This window comes from Glycomyces harbinensis (assembly GCF_900101745.1).
GTDB lineage: Bacteria > Actinomycetota > Actinomycetes > Mycobacteriales > Micromonosporaceae > Glycomyces > Glycomyces harbinensis.
The window spans coordinates 87,517-107,183 of sequence record NZ_FNAD01000020.1; the positions used below are offsets into that span (position 1 = coordinate 87,517).

Consider the following 19,667-nt stretch of genomic DNA (forward strand, 5'->3'; position numbering starts at 1 on the left):
GGGCCGGGGACGTTCCGCCGTCGCGAGGGGACCTGAGCATGAGCACCGCCGACCAGTCCGCCGCCGTGCAGCGCGGGGCCGGGGCCAACCTGGTCCGCGCCACTGCCGCGTTCGCGATCACCTTCTGGGCGTGGAACCTCATCGGCCCGCTGTCGAAGACCTACTCCGAGCGGCTGGACCTCGACCCCACGCAGACCTCGATCCTCGTGGCGTTCCCGGTGCTGGTGGGCGCGGTCGGGCGCATCCCGGCGGGCATCCTCACCGACCGGTTCGGCGGGCGCGTCATGCTGACGGCCTCCTGCTTCATCGCGACCGTGCCGGTGCTCCTCGTCGGACTCTCGGGCAACTCCTTCGCCGCCCTTCTGGCCTCGGGCTTCCTGCTGGGCTTGGCCGGGACCTCGTTCGCGGTCGGCATCCCGTTCGTCAACGCCTGGTACCCGCCCGCCAAGCGCGGCTTCGCCACCGGGGTCTTCGGCGCGGGCATGGGCGGCACGGCCCTCTCGGCGTTCTTCACCCCGCGCCTGGTCGACGGGATCGGGCTGCTGCCCGCCCACCTGGTCATGTGCGCGGCCCTCGCGGTCATGGGCCTGATCTGCTGGGCCTTCGCCCGCAACGCGCCGCAGTGGTCGCCGAACGCCGATCCGGCCCTGCCGCGCCTGAAGTCGGTCGCGAAGCTGAAGGTCACCTGGCAGATGTCGCTGCTGTACGCCGTGGCCTTCGGCGGCTTCGTGGCGTTCTCGACCTACCTGCCGACGATGCTCGTGTCCGCCTACGACCTGGCCCAGACCGACGCGGGCCTGCGCACGGCCGGGTTCAGCCTCGCCGCGGTCGTCGCCCGCCCGGCCGGCGGCATCCTCTCCGACCTGTTCGGGCCGCTGAGGATCTGCCTGGCCTCGTTCTTCGGCGCCGCGGCCCTGGCGGTCCTGCTCGCCTTCGAACCGCCCCTGGAGATCCCGGCCGGCACCGAGTTCGTCCTCATGGCCCTGTTCCTGGGCCTGGGCACCGGCGGCGTGTTCGCGCTGGTGGCCGAACTGGTCGAGCCCGCCCGCGTCGGCGGGGTCACCGGGATCGTCGGCGCCGCGGGCGGCCTCGGCGGCTACTTCCCGCCGCTCGTGATGGGCGCGGTCTACCAGGCCACCGGCGCCTACACGATCGGCCTGCTGCTGCTGGCGCTCACCGCGCTCCTGGTCGGCCTCTTCACGTTGAAGGCGTTCCGCGCCTCCCCGTCCGCGAAGCCCGGGGCCTCGGCGAAGACGGTGTGACCGGGCCGCACCTCCCGTGACCGGAGGCGCCGACGCGCCGATCCTCCGCGAGAAGCCCACGTGATTGGTACTCGCGAACGAGGCCGTGACGGTGCGGAATCACCCGCAAGGCGGAGGATCCGGCCCGCCGCCGCACCTAAGGTGAACCCATGCTCGAAATCAAGGACCTGCACAAGCGGTTCGGCGACACCCTGGCCCTCGACGGCGTGTCGCTCTCGGCCGCCCCCGGCGAGGTGGTCGGCTTCGTCGGCGCCAACGGCGCCGGGAAGACCACCACCATGCGCATCGCGATGGGCGTCCTCGCCGCCGACTCCGGCCAGATCGTCTACGACGGCGCCCCGCTGGGCGTCGAACAGCGCCGCCGGTTCGGCTACATGCCGTCCGAACGCGGCCTCTACCCCAAGATGAAGACCGGTGAGCAGGTCGCCTACTTCGGCGAGCTGCACGGCATGAGCAAGACCGAGGCGCGCCGGTCCGCCGGCGAACTCCTCGAGCAGCTCAACCTCACCGACCGGGCCGGGGACTTCGTGCAGGACCTGTCGCTGGGCAACCAGCAGCGCGTCCAGCTCGCGGTCTCGCTCGTCCACGACCCCGAGGTGCTCATCCTCGACGAGCCCTTCTCCGGGCTCGACCCGATCGCGGTCGACGTCATGGGCGCCGCCCTCCGGGACCGCGCCGCCGCCGGCGCGCCGGTCATCTTCTCCAGCCACCAGCTCGACCTCATCGAGCGCCTCTGCGACTCCGTGTCGATCATCGGCAACGGGAAGATCATCGCCGCCGGGGGCGTCGAGGAGCTGAAGGCCAAGGAGGTCAAGCAGCTGCGCGTCAGCGTCGAGACCGACGAGGACCTGACCGGGCGCCTGCCCGGCACCGTCACCCGCGACGGCGACGACTACCTCGTCGAGGACTCCCCCGACGACCAGGAGGTGCTGCGCATCGCGGCCGCCGCCGGGCGCATCACCCGCTTCGCCTACGACCAGCCCACCATCGCCGAGATCTTCCGAGAGGCCGTGACCCGATGACCGCTCAGCGCAACCAGGCGCGGCACGACGAGACCTCCCGGATGCGGGGGCTCATGCTCGTGGCCGGACGCGAGATCCGCGTCCGCGGCCTGTCGAAGTCCAACGTCATCAGCCTCATCGTCACCGTCCTCATCGTCGGCGTCCTGGCCGCGCTCCCCAGTCTCTTCGGCGGGGACGACGGCGACGAGAAGATCGGCCTCGCCGGGCCCACCGCCGCCGCGATGCAGACCCAGCTCGACGCCATGGGCGGCTTCGACGTCACCGTGTTCGACTCCGCCGGCGAAGCGGAGCAGGCCGTCGAGGACGAGACCGTCGAGGCGGCCGTCGCCGACGGGTCCCTCTACAGCCGCGACGGCGTCGGCAACGAGACCGAGGCCAAGATCGACGCCGCCTGGCAGGCTGCGAGCGTCCAGACGAACCTCGCGAGCGCCGGGCTCAGCGACCAGGAGATCGCCGGCGCGCTCACCGTGCAGCCGCTGGAGTGGGTGACCCTGGAGTCGGAGGGCGGCGTCACCGGCCCGCTCGACTACTTCACCGGCCTCATCATCTCCGTCATCATGTTCATGATGCTCATGACCCCGGTGCAGTACATCGCCATGGGCGTCGTCGAGGAGAAGTCCAGCCGGATCGTCGAGATCCTCCTGACGAGCCTCAAGCCCTGGCAGCTTCTGGGCGGCAAGGTCATCGGCCTCGGCGTGATCTCCCTGGTCAACCTGATCGCCATGGTCGCCGTCGGCCTGGGCGTCTCGGCCGCCACCGGGATGCTCTCCGACCTGCCGCCGGGCACCGCCTCCGCGGCGGTCTCCACCATCGGCTGGTGGCTCATCGCGTTCGCGCTCTTCGGCACCCTCGCCGGCGGCGTCGGCTCGCTGGTGTCGCGCCAGGAGGAGTCCGGGTCGGTCCTGACCCCGCTCATCATGTCGCTGACGCTCAGCTACCTCGGCGCGATCTTCCTGCTGAACGCGCCCACGAGCACGTTCGCGGAGGTCCTGTCGATCGTGCCGCCGTTCTCCGGCATCGCGATGCCCACCCGCATGGCGATCGCCGACGTCCCGGCCTGGCAGATCGGCCTCTCCGGAGTGCTCTTGGCGCTCGCGGCGGCCGGGGCCCTGGCGCTCGGCTCCCAGCTGTACAAGCGCAGCGTCCTGTACACGGGCTCGCGGATGAAGATCAGCGAGGCGCTCCGCCGCTCCGCCTAGCCGCGCGACGTGAGAGGGCCCGGGAGGAGATCCTCCCGGGCCCTGTCGCGTGCGGCGGCTACTCCGTCAGGAACAGGAAGTAGCCGATCGAGGCGGCCATGAGCACCCAGGCGATCGGGTGGACCTCCCGCCAGCGGCCCTTCGCGGCCATCATGACCGGGAAGAACACCAGGCCCAGCGCGATGCCGTTCGAGATCGAGTAGGTCAGCGGCATGGCGACCACGATCAGGAACGCCGGGATCGCGTACTCGAGCTTCTCCCATTCGATCTCGCCGAGCGCCTTCGCCATGAGCACGCCCACGACGATGAGCGCGGGCGCGGTGACCGCCGGGTTGTTCGCGACCAGGCCGAACACCGGGAACGCCACGAGCGACACGAGGAACCAGAAGCCGGTCGTGACGGCCGTGAGGCCGGTGCGGCCGCCGACCGAGACGCCCGCGGTCGACTCGATGTAGGCCGTGGTGGTCGAGGTGCCCAGCACAGCGCCCGCCGAGGTCGCGATCGAGTCGGTGGCGAGGGCGCGTCCGGCGCGCGGGAGCTTGCCGTCCTTGACGAGTCCGGCCTGGCCGGCCACGGCGAACAGCGTCCCGGCGGTGTCGAAGAAGTCCACGAACAGCATGGTCAGGATGACCGCGATCATGTGGACGGTGAACGCGTCCTCGAAACCGGTGAAGGCCGCGCCGAACGAGTCGAGGTTCGGAGTGAAGCCCTCGGCCAGCTCGAAGTCGATGACGCCGGTCAGCACGCCGAGGACCAGCGTGGCGAGCATCCCGTAGAAGACGCCGCCCTTCCAGCCCAGGACCATGAACACGGCGGTGGCGACGAGGCCGAACACGGTGAGCAGGACCGTGCCGGAGGTGAAGTCGCCGATGGTCACCAGCGTCGCCTCGGAGCCGACGACGATGCCGCCGCCCTTGAGGCCGATGAACGCGATGAACAGGCCGATGCCCGCGCCGACCGCGAGTTTCAGCTGCGCCGGGATGGCGTTGATGATCGCCTCGCGCGCACCGGTGACGGCGAGGATGAAGAACAGCACGCCCGAGACGAGGGTGCCGGTGAGCGCCGTCTGCCACGGGATGCCGAGGGTGAGGACCACGGTGAAGGCGAAGAACGCGTTCAGGCCCATCCCGGGCGCGGTGGCGATCGGGTAGCGGGCCCACAGGCCCATGACGAGGCAGCCGAGCGCGGAGGCCAGCGCGGTCGCGGTGAAGACGGCGCCCGGGTTCGGGGCGTCGACCCCGGCCGCGGTGAGGCCGAAGCTGAGGATGCCGGGGTTGACCGCGAGGATGTAGGCCATCGCGAGGAACGTCGTGGTCCCCGCGAGGATCTCGCGCTTCCAGTTGGTCTTGTTCGCGGTCATCCCGAAGTACTGGTCGAGGCGCCCGGTCGGGGTCGCGGGGTGCTTCTCGGGGTGTTCGTCGGAGACGCCGGGTTCGGCGGCGTCCTTCTCCGTGACATCGGGCTTCGCGGTGTCGTCAGTGGCCATGGGCGGGCACTCCTGTGCAGGTGCGGGTGCGATGCCGGGCAGCTGGCACCTCGGGGACCAGGGTAAATGGGTAGGCGCTGAACCTGCGGGTAATGTACCGGGTCCGCCACGGAAAACAAAGCACGCGGGCCTCGCGAATGTGAGTTTTACACGCGCGGTATGAGCTGGAAAACAGCGGAGCCGCGGTGCCGACGGCCGTCGCGGAAAATGGCGACGCCCCGGAGCCAAGGGGGGGACGGCTCCGGGGCGTCGATTTAGGGTCGGGCCCCCGGTGGCAGGATTCCAGGGGCCCGACAAGGACCGCACCGTCAAGCAGCGGGCGGTAGTCCGTGTCTCGGTCTCGGTGCTTTCGCACCGGGTTGCCTGCCTTGAGACAACTGCTAAACGCGGGGACACCACCGGCGGTTGCATAACGTTTCGATAACGAGAATCCGGGATGCGGCGACGGCTCGGCCGCCGCATCCCGGAGGGCTAGCCCTCCTCGGGCTCGCGGCGGCGGCGCATGAACGCGAGGATCACGCCGCCCGCGATCACGAGGGCGCCCGCGGCGACGAGGACGAACGTGAGCGATGAGCCGGTGGTCGGCAGGAACGAGCCCGCCGGCGAGGTCGACGCCTCGCCCGGCGCGGAGTTCGAAGCGGCCGGTTCCGAACTGGACTCGGCCGGGCTCGACGATTCCTCGACCTCGGTGGAGGTCTCCTCGCCGGGCGTCGTCGGCTCCTCGGTCGCCGACGTGGGCGCTTCGCTCTCGGTGGTCGGCTCCTCCGTGGGGCTGGAGGGCTCCTCGCTCGTCGTGGACTCCTCGGTGGGCGAAGGCGTCTCGTCCGTCGGCGAGGTGGGTTCCTCGGTGGGGCTCGACGGCTCTTCCGTCGGCGAGGAGGGCTCTTCCGTCGGGCTCGACGGCTCCTCGCTCGGGGAGGTCGGCTCCTCCGAGGGCGTCTCCTCTCCCGGCTCGTCCTCGGTCGCCGGGCAGGTGTGCGTCAGGTTGAACCGCGGCTCCTTGCCGCCGCCGTTCCCGTTCCCGCCGCCGTCGTCCTCGAGGTCGACGGTCGCCTCGGCGTCGATGAGGGTCAGTCCGGCCGGAGTGATGATGTAGGCCTTGTTGTCGCCGCTGCCGTCGACGATCCCGCCGTCGTCCGCGGTGTTGTAGCGCAGGACGTTGCCGTCCTCGTCCTGGAAGACCGCCTCGATGTAGTGGAAGTTGCCTTCGGCCGGAACCGAATTCGGCAGGACGAACACCCAGCCGTCGAGCCAGTCGGCGGTGCCTTCGGGGATTTGGTCGCAGCTGCGGTCGCCGAAGCCCGCGGCGGTCGCGGGCACGTTGCCCGGGTTGATGCCGATGGTGGCGTCGTCGTCCGCGAGCGCGGGGACGGCGAAGGCGAGCGCGACGGCTCCCGCGATGCCCGCGGCGGCGCCTATGCCGATGGTCTTGTGGCGGCGTGTCAGTTTCAAGTCGGTCGTCTCCGTGATGGGTGGTCGGAGAGGTCGAACGAGCCGGGTTCGACGGCTCCGGATACGGCGTTGCCGTATGCGGGGATGGGCGATCCATTCACGTCGCCGGGACCTGAGGCGTTGCGTCTCTTTCGGATGAAAGCGAACTCCCCCGAACGGCTGACCTGCCACTTCACCATAAAGAACCGCGAAAGCGACTCCCCGGACCGCCATCCGTGAAGGCGATGCCCCGTAGGCCGACCGCGGCCGAGAACCGCCGCGAAAAAAGCGGCGCCCCCGAGGTCCGACCTCGGGGGCGCCGCTGCGATCGGCTACCAGTCCTGGGCCTCGCGGCGGCGGCGCTGCACCGCGAACAGGACGGCGCCGGCCGCGGCGAGGGCCGCGGCCGAGACGAGCGCGACCGTCAGCGGGGTGCCGGTGGTCGGCAGCGTGGAGCCGCCCGGGGTGGTCGACTCCTCGCCGGGGGCCGAGGACTCCTCACCCGGGGTCGTGGGCTCTTCGCCAGGGCTGGAAGGGTTCTCACCGGGCGTACCGGGGCACGCGTGGGTGAGGTTGAACTGCGCGCCCTCGTCGGGGTCGGTCACCTGGGCGTCGGCGTCCAGGAGGGTCCATCCGGCGGGCGTGATGATGTACGCCTTGTTGTCGCCGCTGCCTTCGACGATGCCGCCGTGGTCGCCGGTGGTGCGGGTCTGCTCGGAGCCGCCCTCGTCCGCGAAGGTCGCGGTGACGGAGATGAAGTTGCCTTCGGCCCCGGCCGCGGCGGGCAGTACGAAGACCCAGCCGTCGAGGTCGCCGGCGAGGTCGCCGGGCAGGTTGTCGCAGGAGTTGTCCTCGAAGTCCGCGGCGGTCGTGGGCACGTTGCCGGGGTTGATCTGGATGATGACCGTCTCGGCCTGGGCGGGCGAGGCGAAGGCCAGGGCTCCGCAGAGGCCTGCGGCGGCCGCGAGGCCGAGCGCGCCGCGGGCCGAGGGGGTTCGCTTGAATTCCATTGTCGCTGCTCTCGGTATTCGTGTGATGGGAACGAATGTGCCGGATTCGGGATGGGCACTCTTCTCACGTTCGAGATGTACGTGAGGTTGCGACACGTTCTAGTGACGGACGGGGACCGCCCGTCGCAAGCGGTCACCGCCGAGATGGAATGCTGATCGCATGTCGCTGAAACTCACCTATGACGCCGCCCCCGGCGCCTGGCATGAAGGCCTGCCCCTGGGCAACGGCCGCGTCGGCGCGATGCTGGTGGGCGATCGGATCGAGCTCAACGAGGACGGATTCTGGTCGGGGGACGGCTCCCGGCGTATCCCCGACGGCGTCGAGGGCGTCGCCGCCGAGGCCGCCGCGCTGGTGCGCCGCGGCGAGTACTTCGCCGCCGATCAGCTCATCACCCGGCTCCAGGGCCCGGGCACCGAGGCCTACCAGCCCGCAGGGGCGCTCGTCGTCTCCCATGTGGACGATGCCGGGGACGAGCGCCGCGAACTGGACCTGCGCGACGGCGTCGCCGCCGTGGTGCGCGGCCGCGTCCGCCAGGAGGCCTTCGCCTCAGCGCGGTTCGGCGTGATCGCCCTCCGCTGGAGCGCCGAGGAGCCCTTCGACCTGGACCTCAGGTTCGAGTGGCCGCACGAGGGCGGCTCCACCGTCGCCGACTACGACGAGCTGGCGTTCACGGGGAACGCGCCGGTGAGCGTCGCGGGCGGCGTGCCCGACTACTCGACCGCGAACGGCGTGCGCCGCCTCGGCCTCAGCGCGCAGCTGCGCTGCGACGGCGACGCGACCCCGCACAGCAAGGGCCACCGGTTCACCGGCTGCCGCAGCGTCGAGGTCTTCCTCGCGCTGCACTCCGACTTCGACGGGCCCGCCGCGCTGGAGGCCTCGCGCGACGAGGCCCGCCGCGCCGCCGCCAACGGCTGGGCGACGCTGCGCGAGCAGCACGTCGAGTCCCACCGCGAGATCATGGACCGCGTCGGCCTCGACCTGCGCGCGCCGGCCCGTCCACAGGCCGTGGACGACCGGACCATCGACGAGCGCCTGCGCCGCAGGGCCTCGGGCGAGTCCGACGAGGACCTCGCCGTGCTCGTCTTCCAGTACGGGCGCTACCTCCTGGCCGCGTCCTCGCGGCCCGGCACGCAGGCCGCGAACCTCCAGGGCATCTGGAACGCCCAGGTCACCCCGCCGTGGAACTGCGACTACACCACGAACATCAACGTCGAGATGAACTACTGGCCCGCCGAGACCTGCGGCCTGCCCGAGTTCCACGAGCCGATGTTCGACCTCGTCGAAGGCCTGTCGCGCAGCGGCGAGGAGACCGCCCGCAAGCTCTACGGCGCGAGCGGCTGGTGCTGCCACCACAACACCGACTACTGGCGGCTGACCACCCCGGTCGACGGCAGGGCCTGCTGGCTGGCCTGGCCCATGGGCGGCCTGTGGCTGTCGATGCACCTCGCCGAGCACTGGCGGTTCGGCCGCGACGAGGAGTTCCTCGCCGAGAAGCTCCCGATCGCCTTGGGGGCGGCCAGGTTCGCGTTCGACCGGCTCTCCGAGGGCAAGGACGGGACCCTGGTGACCAGCCCGGCCTCCAGCCCCGAGAACGAGTTCGTCACGCCCGAGGGCAACTCCGCGATCGACGAGTCCACCGGCATGGACGCCACGCTCGTGCGCGAGCTGTTCGCGTTCATCCTCGAAGCGGCCGACGCGGTCGCCGAGACCCTGCACGGCGACGACCTCCAGCTCGTCAAGAACATCGAAGAGGCCATGCCGCGCTTGGCGAAGCCGAAGATCGGCGCCGACGGGCGCCTGCTCGAATGGGCCTCAGAGCGCCAGGAGGCCGAACCGCACCACCGGCACGTCTCGCACCTGTACGGGGTCTACCCCGGCGACTCGTTCGCCGACGAGCCCGCACTGCTCGACGCCGCCCGCAAGAGCCTCGAAGCGCGCGGCGACGCCGGAACCGGCTGGTCCCTGGCCTGGAAGACCGCGCTGTGGGCGCGCCTGGGCGACGGCGACCGCGCCCACGCGCTGCTCGGGGAGTTCCTGACCCCGGTCGGGTTCCGCGGCGAGGGCGCCGAGTACGCCGACGGCGGCGTCTACGCCTCGCTGCTGTGCGCGCACCCGCCGTTCCAGATCGACGGGAACTTCGGGACCACCGCGGCGATCGCGGAGATGCTCGTCCAGTCGCACCGCACCGAGGACGGGATGCCGGTGATCGAGCTGCTGCCGGCGCTGCCGGCCGCCTGGCCCGACGGCGAGGTGCGGGGCCTGCGCGCCCGCGGGGCCGTCACCGTCGACCGGCTCGCCTGGAGCGGCGGGAAGGTCGTCGAGGTCGCGCTGACCTCGGCCGAGAACACGAAGGTCAAGATCCTCGACGAGTGGGTGGTCCTGCCCGCCGGCGAACCGTGGCAGCGGCGGATCGGTTGACGGCGAAAGGCCCCGACCGCGAAAGCAATTGGGGCCCATGAGCACAAGGGAGCGGCCGGAGTCTGCGTTCCCGATATTCGGCCCATGAAGACAAGGGAGCGGCCGGAGTCCATCGGACTCCGGCCGCTTGGGTATGAAAGTGATTCGATCAGCAGGCGGACGCCAACGCCGCCTGGCCGACCGAGATCCCGCACACGGACCATTTGAATGCTCCGGTGACATCCGCATTCGCCAGCGAGACCCCGCTCCCGGGACTCATCGGGTCCTGCGCGCCCTCGATCGAGTTGTCGCAGACGGCGCCCTGGGTCGTGGCGCCGACGGCGACCCCGCAGACATTCCAGTTCGCGAAGTTCCGCAGGTCGGCGTTCGCTCCCGACGGCATCCCCCCGTAGCCCGCAGGGGCTTCGGGCAGCTGCCCGCCGATCGCTTCGATCTCGTCCTCCGAAGGTGATCCGAGGACCGTGTCGCAGACCGTGTCGGCGAGCTCGCCGGTCTGGTCCGACTCGCACACGCTCGGCAGGACCGAGTCGTACTCGGATTCCACGGTGACGAGCGTCAGCCAGTCGGGCGTCGAGGCCTGTGCGGCCCCTCCCGAGAGCGCCGCCGCCACTGCGGCGGCAGCGGCCGAGGCCGCGACCATGGTGGTGTTTCGCATGTACCTCTACCTCTTCTCGACCAAACCGGTGAAGGTAGACCGATCTCGTGGCCGCTTTCGGGTTTTCGACCAGACCGGGAAAGGCCGACCGATCTCGTGGCCGCTTCAGGTTTTCGACCGAACCGGCGAGGGCCGACCGATCTCGTGGTCGTTTCGGGCCGAACCGGAGGTGGCCGCCCTTTCGAGCGGCCGCCCCCGACCGGGCCGGGGAACGTTGACCGGCTTAGTAGTCGCCCTGGTCGTCGCCCTTGTCGGGGTTGTCGCCGTCGTCGCTGATGTGGTCGGCGTTCAGGCACTGCTGGTAGAGCGACGGCGCGACGCCGACGTTCTGCCCGCAGATCTGCCAGTGCGCCGCGTCCGACACGTCCAGGTTGGCGGCGGAGACGTCGCCCGCGGTGACGCCCGAACCGGCGTTGTCGCCGATGTGGTCGCGGTTGTCGCAGGTCTGCTCGAACGACTGGGTCAGCACGTTCTGGCCGCAGATCTGCCAGTGCGCCGCGTCCGAGGCGTCGACGTTGGCCAGCGACACGTCGCCGGCGTTGACGCCGGAGCCCTGGTCGTCACCGAAGTGGTCGCGGTTGTCGCAGTCCTGGTCGTAGGACGTGGTCAGCACGTTCTGGCCGCAGATCTGCCAGTGGGCGGCGCTCGAGGCGTCGATGTTCACCAGGGAGACGGCGCCCGGGACGGGACCCGAAGCGGCGGCCATGACGGGCGCGGCAGCGCCGAGAGCGGCGATCGCGCCTGCGGCGGCGGCAGTCGCGGTGAGAACCTTGCGCATGTGTTGCGTTCCTTACCGTTTAGTAGGAATTTGGCTCGGCCGCAGCGCTGCTGCGGCCGATGGGTGGGGCGGGCCCAGCGGGCCCGCCCCGGGTCGAATTACTCGGCCGCGTGCGTGATGTGGTCGTAGTTCAGGCACTGCTGGTCGAGCGACGGCGCGACGCCGACGTTCTGGCCGCAGATCTGCCAGTGGGCGGCGTCCGAGATGTCCAGGTTGCCGAGCGAAGCGTCGCCCGCCGTGACGCCGGACTGCGGGCCCTGGCCGATGTGGTCGCGGTTGTCGCAGACCTGGCCGAACGACTGGGTCAGCACGTTCTGGCCGCAGATCTGCCAGTGCGCCGCGCTCGAGGCGTCGATGTTGACCAGGCTGACCGGGCCAGCCGCGACGCCCGAGCTCTGAGCCATGGCGGTTCCGGCGGAGCCGAGGGCGGCGACGGCGCCGGCAGCGGCGCCAGCAACGATGAGAGCCTTGCGCATGTTGAGTTTCCCCGTTCTCTGTGGATCGATTTCGAATTTCCGTGGCGCCGCCGGCCCGTTTGAGGCCGGCGACTTTCGGAAGCCTTGTCCTCCATGGGATCGTCAGCCCGCTGGGGGCTGACGGCCCCGGGAAGTCCTAGTGGTTCATGTGGTCGGTGTTGAGGCACTGCTGGTCGAGCGACGGCGCGGTGAGGACGTTCTGGCCGCAGATCTGCCAGTGCGCGGCGTCCGAGATGTCCAGGTTGGCGGCGGAGACGTCGCCGGCCGTGACGCCGGACTGCGGGCCCTGGCCGATGTGGTCGCGGTTGTCGCAGACCTGGCCGAACGACTGGGTCAGCACGTTCTGGCCGCAGATCTGCCAGTGCGCCGCGCTCGAGGCGTCGATGTTGACCAGGCTGACCGGCCCGGCATCGACGCCGGAGCTGTAGCCGGCCATGGCGGGGGAGGCGATACCCGCGGCGGCGGCGGCAGCAGCGGCGGCGGCGACGTAGAGAACCTTGCGCATGAGTTGCGGTTTCCTTCTGAGTTGTGCGCCCGTTCGTTCGGGCGGCTTTCTTTGGTTCCCCGCCTCTGTGGAGGCGGCGGTAACGACCTGACCGCGCGTCGGCGCGCCGGAGAGCGCTGGCGAGCGAGATGCTCTAGCGCATGTACCGGTGGGAGTTTCGAAGGCGGACTTCAAGCTCCCCGCGCACCGACGCGCGGAGGCCTAGTCTGGGGCGACGGACAGCTCGGCGGCGCGGTCCAACGGCCGCCCCAATTCCCCGATCACCGTGCGGGAGAGTGACACCTCTGCCCCCCCGGCGGACGGGGAGACGCAGACAGCGTTATGGCCGCTGTCGACGCTGATACCGGCGGTCGAGCCAGTGGCTCCACCGGGGATGATCTTCAGGTCCGGAAGGCCGGGGCCGTCGAATACCCACGACCTGGCAGCGGTGCGCGGCTCGCCGTGCACCGCTTCGACTTCGGATCGGTCCGTCCCCCGCTCGCCAGGTTCGGCGGCGGAGCACTCGGTGGCGGCGGCCGGCCGGCCTTGCTGCACTCCGTGGAGTGCCGCCGCCACCTCGCTGGAGTCGTGCGCTGCCGTAAGCGCGGTGAAGCTCGGCTGTCCTGCGGCATCGGCGAGGACGCTCCCGGGCGTCGTCTCGTCGCCGAGGTGCAGGCCATCGGTCACCAGTCGCGCCAGTACGTCGACCTGATCGGTCGGGGGCGCGACAGTCTCGTAGACACCGGACACCGCGGGGGCTGAGCCGTCCGCAATGGAGGCCGTTCCCTTCACCAGGGTTCCCACCAGCGGTGCCACTACTTCGGCAGTGCCGTCTCCGACGGACTCGTCTTCCAAGTCGAGCAATCCAGGTCCGGCGCCGCCCGGCAGCATCGTGCGCACGGAGCCGTCCGTCTCGTCCATCAGCGTTTCAACCGGTTCGGAAAGGCCCGACACCAGCCCGGTGACCTCCCCCTGCCCCGCCGGCGGCCGATGTCCCTGCTGGTTTTGCGGGACCAGTCGCGCGGCCAGGCGCGACATGTCGGATACCTCTGCGGAGAGCGGGTCTGTCATCGAGGCAAGGCCCTGCGATGCGGTGGAATCGTCTGATGCCCAAGCGGACGCCGCCATGGCGAAGGCCCCCAGAAGAAGGGAGCCGAATGCGGTGAGCGCGGCGCCGAGGAGGAATCGGAGCACGCTGGCGCGGCGAGTGTCCTCGCTGCCTCCGGCGATGCGTCCCATCGTCTCCCCCGTCGTCCTGAACCTGATCGCGAGCGGCCCTGCCGCTCGCATCTAGAAGAACGAAACCGGCCCGAGGAGGGATACGGGGTGAACTATGTTTTCTTGCCGAAAATAGGGCGAGTCGGACTCACGGCAGCCGTTTCCTCACGCACTGCACCGGTTAACAGACTGTTTACATGTCATCAATGAACGGGAAATTGCTTCTTGGGAGCGTGGCAGCACAGCTCCACGGCTCGAGGTCGAGCCCCGGCTGGACCGCGTCCCCCGCAAGAAGGGCTCCTACCTGATGGCCATCAAAGCCGAGTACATCTGGATCGACGGCACCGAGCCGACGGCGAAACTGCGTTCCAAGACCAAGATCCTGGGCGCCGGCGAAGAGCCGCCGATCTGGGGCTTCGACGGCTCGAGCACCAACCAGGCCGAGGGCCACTCCTCCGACTGCGTGCTGCGCCCGGTCAAGGTCGTGCCGGACCCGATCCGCGGCGGCGACTCCATCCTGGTCCTGTGCGAGGTCCTCGACACCGACTTCACCCCCCACCCGTCCAACACCCGCGCCAAGACCGCGGAACTGGCCGAGAAGTACGCGGGGCAGGAGTCCTGGTTCGGCATCGAGCAGGAGTACACCTTCATGGTGGGCTCGCGCCCGCTCGGCTTCCCCGAGAACGGCTTCCCGGCCCCCCAGGGCGGCTACTACTGCGGCGTCGGCGCGGACGAGATCTTCGGCCGCGAGATCGTCGAGAAGCACATGGACAACTGCCTCGCCGCCGGTCTGCCCCTGTCGGGCATCAACGCCGAGGTCATGCCCGGCCAGTGGGAGTTCCAGGTCGGCCCGGCCGGCGCCCTCGAGGTCTCCGACTCGCTGTGGCTGGCCCGCTGGCTGCTGTACCGCACCGCCGAGGAGTTCGACGTCTCCGCGACGATCGAGCCCAAGCCCGCCAAGGGCGACTGGAACGGCGCGGGCTGCCACACCAACTTCTCCACCAAGGCGATGCGCGAGGACTACGAGCCCATCATCGCCGCGTGCGAGGCCCTGGGCGAGAAGGCCGAAGAGCACGTCAAGAACTACGGCGACGGCATCGCGGACCGCCTCACCGGCGCCCACGAGACCGCCCACTACACCCAGTTCTCCTACGGCGTCTCGAACCGCGGCGCCTCGATCCGCATCCCGTGGCAGGTCGAGAAGGACAAGAAGGGCTACCTCGAGGACCGCCGCCCGAACGCGAACATGGACCCCTACGTCGTCACCGGCCTCATCGTCGGCACCGTCTGCTCTGCTCTCGAGAAGAAGGGCCTGGTCTAGCACTCAGGCGCAGTACCGGGGAAGCTCCGCTCTCGAGAAGAACGGCCCGGTCTCGAACGTTCAGAGGGGCGGGAAGCCGATCGGCTTCCCGCCCCTCCTCTGTGCGCAGGTCGGATAAACGCTCAGCGGCCCGGGACCGTGACGCCCAATGCGGCCACCCGCCGCAGCAGTGCCGCGTGCGAGAACCGCTCCTCGACCACCGCGAAGGCCCTATCCCGTTGGGCCGCATAGGCCTCCTGGTCGCGCGCCAGCGCCCGCACCACGTCGGCGACCTCGCCGGGCCCGCAGTAGACCGCCGCCGGGCCGAACAGCGGCTTGAACCGGCGGTCCATCACCACCGGCACCCCTGTCGCCATCGCCTCCAGCGGTGCAATGCCGAAGGCCTCGCGGCCCTCGTCCGCGATGAAGTACACGAAGACGTCGAGGCCGTGCAGGAACTCACGCGCGTCCATGGCGCCGAACGGGAGCACCGACCAGTTCGCCGGGAGCCCGCCGAGGCGCTCGGCGACGGTGTCGGCGCCGCCGAGCACCCGCACCTCGAAGTCCTCATGAGACGGATAGCAGTCCAGCAGGCGCCCGCTCGACTCGGGCCATTTGAGCGGGTGGTCGCGGGAATGGCGCCCGATGCGGATCGGCCCGCCTCCGGCCGGTCGGCCGCCGCGCCGCCACAGCGTCGGATCCAGGCACTCGTACCAGTCCTCGTCGGACAGCTCGACCCCGCCGAGCTCATCGGCGTGGTGTTCCAGGAGCGCCCCGCGGACCATGGGCCCCACCGGATGCCAGGTGTGCTCGCCGACCCATTCGGCCAGGCTCTCCCGCACCCTGCGCACGTCCCAGGCCTCTTCGACCCCGCCGTCCTCGCCGTAGAACTTGAACGGCGTCTGGTTGACGATCAGCACGGTCTTCGCGGCCTCGATCGCGGGCATGTCGTCGCGGCGGCGCAGCACCACCGTCGGCAGCCGCACGATCATCAGGTCGCACGAGACCCGGTCCCACGAGCCGATCCAGCGCACCCGCTCGCCGTCCACGAGGGAGGCGATCTTCGGGTTGACCTCCCTGGACACGTCCCAGTGGAACACCGGATGGTGCACCAGGCCCACGCGCAGGCCGGCCTCCGTGTACGCCCGGATCTCCTCGGCGCTCGCGGTGGCGTTGCCGCCGGGCAGCGCGAAGTGGGAGACGAGCACGATGTCGCACTCGAGGCGGACCGGCTCGGCCTTGGCGCGGCGGCGCAACTCCTGCCAGTCCAGCAGCGCCGCACCGGCGGCGAGCCGGGTCGCCGGGGTCTCGTCGCCGTCGTCGATGAGGCGGCGCAGCTCGGGGACGGCCTCGGTGGAGAAACCGTGCTCGAGTCGCGCCGTGAGCTTGCGCAGGAGCTTGCGGCGGCTGGTCGTGACCTGTCCGAGCTCGAACCCGTCCGGGGAGCCGCTCACCGCTGCGCGCCCGTCGGGATCGCGACGCCGAGTCCGGCGGCGCGCCGCAGCAGCGCCCGGTGCGAGAAGTCGCGCTCGACCTTCTCGATCGCGCGGGCCGACTGCGCCGCATAGAGGTCGGGGTCGTCCATGAGTTCGCGGACGCGCGCTTCGACCTCCTCGGGCTCGCAGTAGACCGCCCCGTCGCCGAACAGCGGCTCGAAGCTGCGCGGCAGCAGGCACGGCAGGCCGACCGCCATGGCCTCCAGCGGGGTCCGGCCGAAGGCCTCGTCCCCGGCCTCGGCGATGAAGAACACGACGACGTCCATTCGGTGCAGGAACTCCTTGGGCTGCATGGACCCGAACGGCAGGATCGTCCAGTTCTCGGGCAGGCGGCGCAGCATTCCCCTGACGGCCTTCGCGCCGCCGAGCACGTGGATCTCGAAGTCGTCGGAGGTCGGATAGGCGGCGAGGATCCGCTCGGGGGTCTCGGGCCATTTGCGGACGTGGTCGCGCGCGTGGCGTCCGATCCGGATCGGGCCCGAACCCGGGCGGCGGCCCTCGCGGCGCCACTCGTCGACGTCGAGCACCCCGTACCAGTAGTCGGCGGCGATGTCCACGCCCTCGGTCTCGGCGGCGTGCTCGTTCTCCAGCACCTGGCGCACGACCGGGCCCTGCGGATACCAGGTGTGGTCGCCGAGCCAGGCGGCGAGGTTGCGGTGGACGGTGCGGACGTCCCAGGTGAGGCGTCGCCCGGCCCCCGGCCCGTAGTACTCGTACGGCGGCTGGTTGACCACCAGGATGGTGCGGCGGGCGTTCAAGGACGGCAGATCGTCCATGGGGCGCATCATGATCCGCGGAAAGCGCACGATCGCCAGGTCGCACTCGACCCGGTCTCGGGCGGTGATCCACACGACGCCCTCGTCGTCGAGGAGCTCGCGGATCTTGTCGTTGAGCGGCCGGTCGAGGGGCCAGTCGTAGACCGGGTGGTGCACCAGCCCGACGCGCATTCCGGCCCGGCGCAGGGCCCGGACCTCCTCGGCGCTGGACGAGGAGCTGCCGCCCGGCAGCATGAAGTTCGAGACCACGACGACGTCGAGTTCCAGTTCCCGGCGCACGACCTTGTCGTCCAGCTCGTACCAGTCGGCGAGGATCGCGGCGGCGCCGAGCCGGTGCTCGGGCGACTCCCGCTCGTCGGCGGTGAGGCCGCGCAGGTACGCGGTCGCCTCGGTCGACCATCCTTCATGGAGTCTGGTGCGCCACAGCTGGAGCGACCGCCCCTGCGCCTCGGTGAGCGCGTGCGGCCCGGGGCGGCCGAGGAGCCGCTTGGCGAAGCGGCGGGCCCGCCCGGCCATCCGTCGCAGCGCGGAGCGCTTGCCGCGCAGGATCTTCCGGGCGACGCGCTTGGGCAGCTGCACCGTCTTCCCCGCGAGCGGCCGAAGCCGCTCGACCGCACCGAGGTTCGGCGCGGGCGCTTCGGGTTCGTCCGCGGGCCGCGGCAGGACGCGGATCGGCCCGATCGCGGCGTCCGCGAAGTCCACGGCGATCGCTTCGGCCACCGACTCGTCGGCGGCGACGGTGCCCTCGGCCTCGATCTCGGCCAGGTCGACCCACTCGACCCCGAGCGCGGCGGCCTTCGCGAGCGGCGCCTGCGCCATCGGCAGATACTTGTCCTCTATGGAGTCCCAGCTCTGATAGTGGGCCACCGCCACGGCGGCACCGGACGCGACGTCGCGGGCGAGCTCGGCCAGCGCGGCGCGCTGCACGGGCGTGTCGTAGCGCCAGTCCGCGACGTGGACCCGTGCCACCCGCCTCGGCCGGGTCGCCTCGCCGAGGATCGACTTCGGGGCCGGGAACGGCCGGGCGCGGGAGGCGGGGTCCAGACGCGGCTTGGCCAGCTTCTGCTGGATCGCCTTGTGCCAGTGGTGGAATCCGGCCTCGTAGGCGGCGCGGGCCGGGTGCATCCAGCCGTCGCCGACCTCGCCCAGGGAGAGCGAGCCGCTGCGGCGGCGCACGACGGTGTGGTTGGCCTCCATGCGGACCCAGCGCCGGGAGCCGAAGGCCTTCTGGATGCGCAGCCGGAACTCCGAGTCGCCGCCCTTGCGGGCGGTGTCGTAGCCGCCGAGCCTTGAGCGGACCGGTTCGGTGCGGAACATGATCGAGGTGGAGCGCGCCTCGGTGAGGCCGCGGCCGGGCGCGCCGAACAGGCGCAGGTCGGCGTCGGCGCGGATGCCGCGGCTCATGGCCATGACCGTCTCGTCGGCGGCCAGCAGCGGCGCGGCCTGCGCCTCGAGCCAGCGCGGATGGGCCCAGTCGTCGGAGTCGAGGCCGGTGGTGAAGGTCCCCGCGGCCGCCGCCAGGGCGAGGTTGCGGGCGCGGTAGGTGCCGCCGTTGGCGGGCAGGGCGCGCACGTCCACGCGCGGGTCGAGTTCGGCGGCGGCGCGCAGGACCTTCTCGAAGTCCGGTCCGGAGGCGTCGTCGACGAGCAGCAGTTCCCAGTCGCGCCAGGTCTGCTCGACGACCGAGCGGACGGCGGTGAGCAGTTCGGGCCCCGGCCGGTGGCAGGTCATGATGATCGAGACGAGCGGGCCGTTCACGCTGCCCGCGGGGGCGGTGGAGCGGAGCCGGTCGAGCATCGGCAGCGCGGGGTCGTGGTGGTGGTCGAGGGCGATGTCGGTCCAGTCCGCGTACCGGGCGAACGCGTCGAGGAACGCGGCCTCGCCGCCGCCATGCGCGGGGTGGGCGAGTTCGGCGTCGACGGCGGCCGCGAAGCGGTCGGGGAGCCGGTCGGCGTGCGCGCGCAGCCGCGCGATGCGCCCGGGTTCGCCGTCCCACACGGCCAGGCTCAGATGGAGCGCCCGGTGGGACCCGGGCAGGGCGGTGCCCTCGCTCGCGCGGTCGTAGAGGGCGAGGGCCAGCTCCCGGTCGCCGGGTTCGGCGGGCCGGACGGCGAGGACGCGGGCGAGTTCGCACAGTGCCTCGGCGTCGAGGTGGCCGGTCGCCGAGAGGAGCTCCGCGGGATCGATCACTCCGGCCAGGGCGCGCGCGGCCAGTGCGCCGCGGCCGATCGGCGAGTTGCCGCGTACGGCGGCGGCGGCGATCGAGGACGGCGGCGCCTGGTCCAGGACCGCGCGGTGGCGGTCGAGGAAGACTTGGAGCTGTTGGGATCGTGAGTGGGCGGTCATGGGTCCTAATACATGGCGGGATTCTCCGCGACTGCGGCTTGCGGCGCACCGGGCGGGGCGGCCAAGGGGCCGGCCGCGGTCGTGTCGGGTGCTGCACCATTGTCCCAGACCATTGCACGCCCGGCACGTGCTCGGGTGGTCGGCTCCATGTCGGGCCACACTCCCGCCGCAGGGGGTTGAACGCCCAGCCTGCGGCTGTCTTGCGCCTCGGGCCGGCGCACTTCGGAGTCGCGCCCGGGCGCGTCCTCAACGGGGGCGCACTGGGATGCAGGACACATTTCGGACCGCGCTCGGGCCCGCCCGAACCGC

15 protein-coding genes are annotated in these 19,667 nt (G+C 71.1%); 5 read left to right on the forward strand and 10 right to left on the reverse strand.

Translation table 11 applies throughout. The features are described 5' to 3' along the window. Nucleotides 1-38 precede the first annotated feature (38 nt). From BLQ63_RS24570 to BLQ63_RS24580, 3 genes are all read left to right on the forward strand, one after another. The gene (locus BLQ63_RS24570; protein WP_091040178.1) at nucleotides 39-1,262 is read left to right on the forward strand and encodes a nitrate/nitrite transporter; all 1,224 of its coding nucleotides are present in this window, start codon (nucleotides 39-41) and stop codon (nucleotides 1,260-1,262) included. Between the two features lie 149 nt (nucleotides 1,263-1,411). Then, a complete protein-coding gene (locus BLQ63_RS24575; protein WP_091040179.1) occupies nucleotides 1,412-2,284 on the forward strand; it encodes an ABC transporter ATP-binding protein in 873 nt (290 codons plus the stop codon). After that, entirely contained in the window at nucleotides 2,281-3,483 is a 1,203-nt protein-coding gene (locus tag BLQ63_RS24580; protein WP_091040180.1) for an ABC transporter permease, read from the forward strand. The genes BLQ63_RS24575 and BLQ63_RS24580 overlap by 4 nt, the downstream gene beginning before the upstream one ends. Before the next feature lie 58 nt (nucleotides 3,484-3,541). On the opposite strand, the gene BLQ63_RS24585 is transcribed toward BLQ63_RS24580, so the two are convergent. The 3 genes from BLQ63_RS24585 to BLQ63_RS24595 form a co-directional block, all read right to left on the reverse strand. After that, nucleotides 3,542-4,843: a solute carrier family 23 protein gene (locus BLQ63_RS24585; RefSeq protein ID WP_091040216.1), complete on the reverse strand. Its 1,302-nt coding sequence runs from the start codon at nucleotides 4,841-4,843 to the stop codon at nucleotides 3,542-3,544. Between the two features lie 597 nt (nucleotides 4,844-5,440). Then, nucleotides 5,441-6,421 carry an LPXTG cell wall anchor domain-containing protein gene (locus BLQ63_RS24590; protein ID WP_091040181.1) on the reverse strand — a complete coding sequence of 327 codons (981 nt, stop codon included), beginning with the start codon at nucleotides 6,419-6,421 and terminating at the stop codon, nucleotides 5,441-5,443. A gap of 311 nt (nucleotides 6,422-6,732) precedes the next feature. After that, complete coding sequence (locus tag BLQ63_RS24595) at nucleotides 6,733-7,410, reverse strand: hypothetical protein (protein ID WP_091040182.1); 678 nt, start codon at nucleotides 7,408-7,410, stop codon at nucleotides 6,733-6,735. A gap of 160 nt (nucleotides 7,411-7,570) precedes the next feature. Here BLQ63_RS24595 and BLQ63_RS24600 point away from each other — a divergent pair, with 160 nt between their 5' ends. Further along, entirely contained in the window at nucleotides 7,571-9,829 is a 2,259-nt protein-coding gene (locus tag BLQ63_RS24600; protein ID WP_091040183.1) for a glycosyl hydrolase family 95 catalytic domain-containing protein, read from the forward strand. 148 nt (nucleotides 9,830-9,977) lie between these two features. On the opposite strand, the gene BLQ63_RS24605 is transcribed toward BLQ63_RS24600, so the two are convergent. The 5 genes from BLQ63_RS24605 to BLQ63_RS24625 form a co-directional block, all read right to left on the reverse strand. Continuing rightward, nucleotides 9,978-10,484, reverse strand: a complete 507-nt coding sequence (locus tag BLQ63_RS24605; protein WP_143015073.1) for a hypothetical protein — start codon at nucleotides 10,482-10,484, stop codon at nucleotides 9,978-9,980. A 223-nt stretch (nucleotides 10,485-10,707) separates the two neighbouring features. After that, nucleotides 10,708-11,262, reverse strand: coding sequence for a hypothetical protein (locus BLQ63_RS24610; protein ID WP_091040185.1), 555 nt, complete (start codon nucleotides 11,260-11,262; stop codon nucleotides 10,708-10,710). A gap of 98 nt (nucleotides 11,263-11,360) precedes the next feature. Further along, nucleotides 11,361-11,738: a hypothetical protein gene (locus BLQ63_RS24615; RefSeq protein ID WP_091040186.1), complete on the reverse strand. Its 378-nt coding sequence runs from the start codon at nucleotides 11,736-11,738 to the stop codon at nucleotides 11,361-11,363. A 136-nt stretch (nucleotides 11,739-11,874) separates the two neighbouring features. Continuing rightward, complete coding sequence (locus BLQ63_RS24620; protein ID WP_091040187.1) at nucleotides 11,875-12,243, reverse strand: hypothetical protein; 369 nt, start codon at nucleotides 12,241-12,243, stop codon at nucleotides 11,875-11,877. Between the two features lie 201 nt (nucleotides 12,244-12,444). Further along, on the reverse strand, nucleotides 12,445-13,461 hold the full coding sequence (locus BLQ63_RS24625; protein ID WP_143015074.1) for a hypothetical protein: 1,017 nt from the start codon (nucleotides 13,459-13,461) through the stop codon (nucleotides 12,445-12,447). 286 nt (nucleotides 13,462-13,747) lie between these two features. On the opposite strand from BLQ63_RS24625, the gene glnII reads away from it, so the two are divergent. Continuing rightward, nucleotides 13,748-14,761: a glutamine synthetase gene (gene glnII, locus BLQ63_RS24630; protein ID WP_091040189.1), complete on the forward strand. Its 1,014-nt coding sequence runs from the start codon at nucleotides 13,748-13,750 to the stop codon at nucleotides 14,759-14,761. A 122-nt stretch (nucleotides 14,762-14,883) separates the two neighbouring features. Here glnII and BLQ63_RS28090 read toward each other — a convergent pair whose 3' ends face one another. Beyond that, nucleotides 14,884-16,194: a glycosyltransferase gene (locus BLQ63_RS28090; protein ID WP_143015075.1), complete on the reverse strand. Its 1,311-nt coding sequence runs from the start codon at nucleotides 16,192-16,194 to the stop codon at nucleotides 14,884-14,886. Continuing rightward, on the reverse strand, nucleotides 16,191-19,358 hold the full coding sequence (locus BLQ63_RS24640; protein WP_091040190.1) for a glycosyltransferase: 3,168 nt from the start codon (nucleotides 19,356-19,358) through the stop codon (nucleotides 16,191-16,193). The genes BLQ63_RS28090 and BLQ63_RS24640 overlap by 4 nt, the downstream gene beginning before the upstream one ends. Nucleotides 19,359-19,667 lie beyond the last annotated feature (309 nt).

Bases quoted from the DNA above. Each gene is read 5' to 3' on its own strand.
- glnII (WP_091040189.1), top strand. From the start codon at position 13,748: ATGGCCATCAAAGCCGAGTACATCTGGATCGACGGCACCGAGCCGACG.
- BLQ63_RS24585 (WP_091040216.1), bottom strand. From the start codon at position 4,843: ATGACCGCGAACAAGACCAACTGGAAGCGCGAGATCCTCGCGGGGACC.
- BLQ63_RS24640 (WP_091040190.1), bottom strand. From the start codon at position 19,358: ATGACCGCCCACTCACGATCCCAACAGCTCCAAGTCTTCCTCGACCGC.
- BLQ63_RS24605 (WP_143015073.1), bottom strand. From the start codon at position 10,484: ATGCGAAACACCACCATGGTCGCGGCCTCGGCCGCTGCCGCCGCAGTG.
- BLQ63_RS24625 (WP_143015074.1), bottom strand. From the start codon at position 13,461: ATGGGACGCATCGCCGGAGGCAGCGAGGACACTCGCCGCGCCAGCGTG.
- BLQ63_RS24595 (WP_091040182.1), bottom strand. From the start codon at position 7,410: ATGGAATTCAAGCGAACCCCCTCGGCCCGCGGCGCGCTCGGCCTCGCG.
- BLQ63_RS24570 (WP_091040178.1), top strand. From the start codon at position 39: ATGAGCACCGCCGACCAGTCCGCCGCCGTGCAGCGCGGGGCCGGGGCC.
- BLQ63_RS24610 (WP_091040185.1), bottom strand. From the start codon at position 11,262: ATGCGCAAGGTTCTCACCGCGACTGCCGCCGCCGCAGGCGCGATCGCC.
- BLQ63_RS24600 (WP_091040183.1), top strand. From the start codon at position 7,571: ATGTCGCTGAAACTCACCTATGACGCCGCCCCCGGCGCCTGGCATGAA.
- BLQ63_RS24620 (WP_091040187.1), bottom strand. From the start codon at position 12,243: ATGCGCAAGGTTCTCTACGTCGCCGCCGCCGCTGCTGCCGCCGCCGCC.
- BLQ63_RS24580 (WP_091040180.1), top strand. From the start codon at position 2,281: ATGACCGCTCAGCGCAACCAGGCGCGGCACGACGAGACCTCCCGGATG.
- BLQ63_RS24575 (WP_091040179.1), top strand. From the start codon at position 1,412: ATGCTCGAAATCAAGGACCTGCACAAGCGGTTCGGCGACACCCTGGCC.
- BLQ63_RS24615 (WP_091040186.1), bottom strand. From the start codon at position 11,738: ATGCGCAAGGCTCTCATCGTTGCTGGCGCCGCTGCCGGCGCCGTCGCC.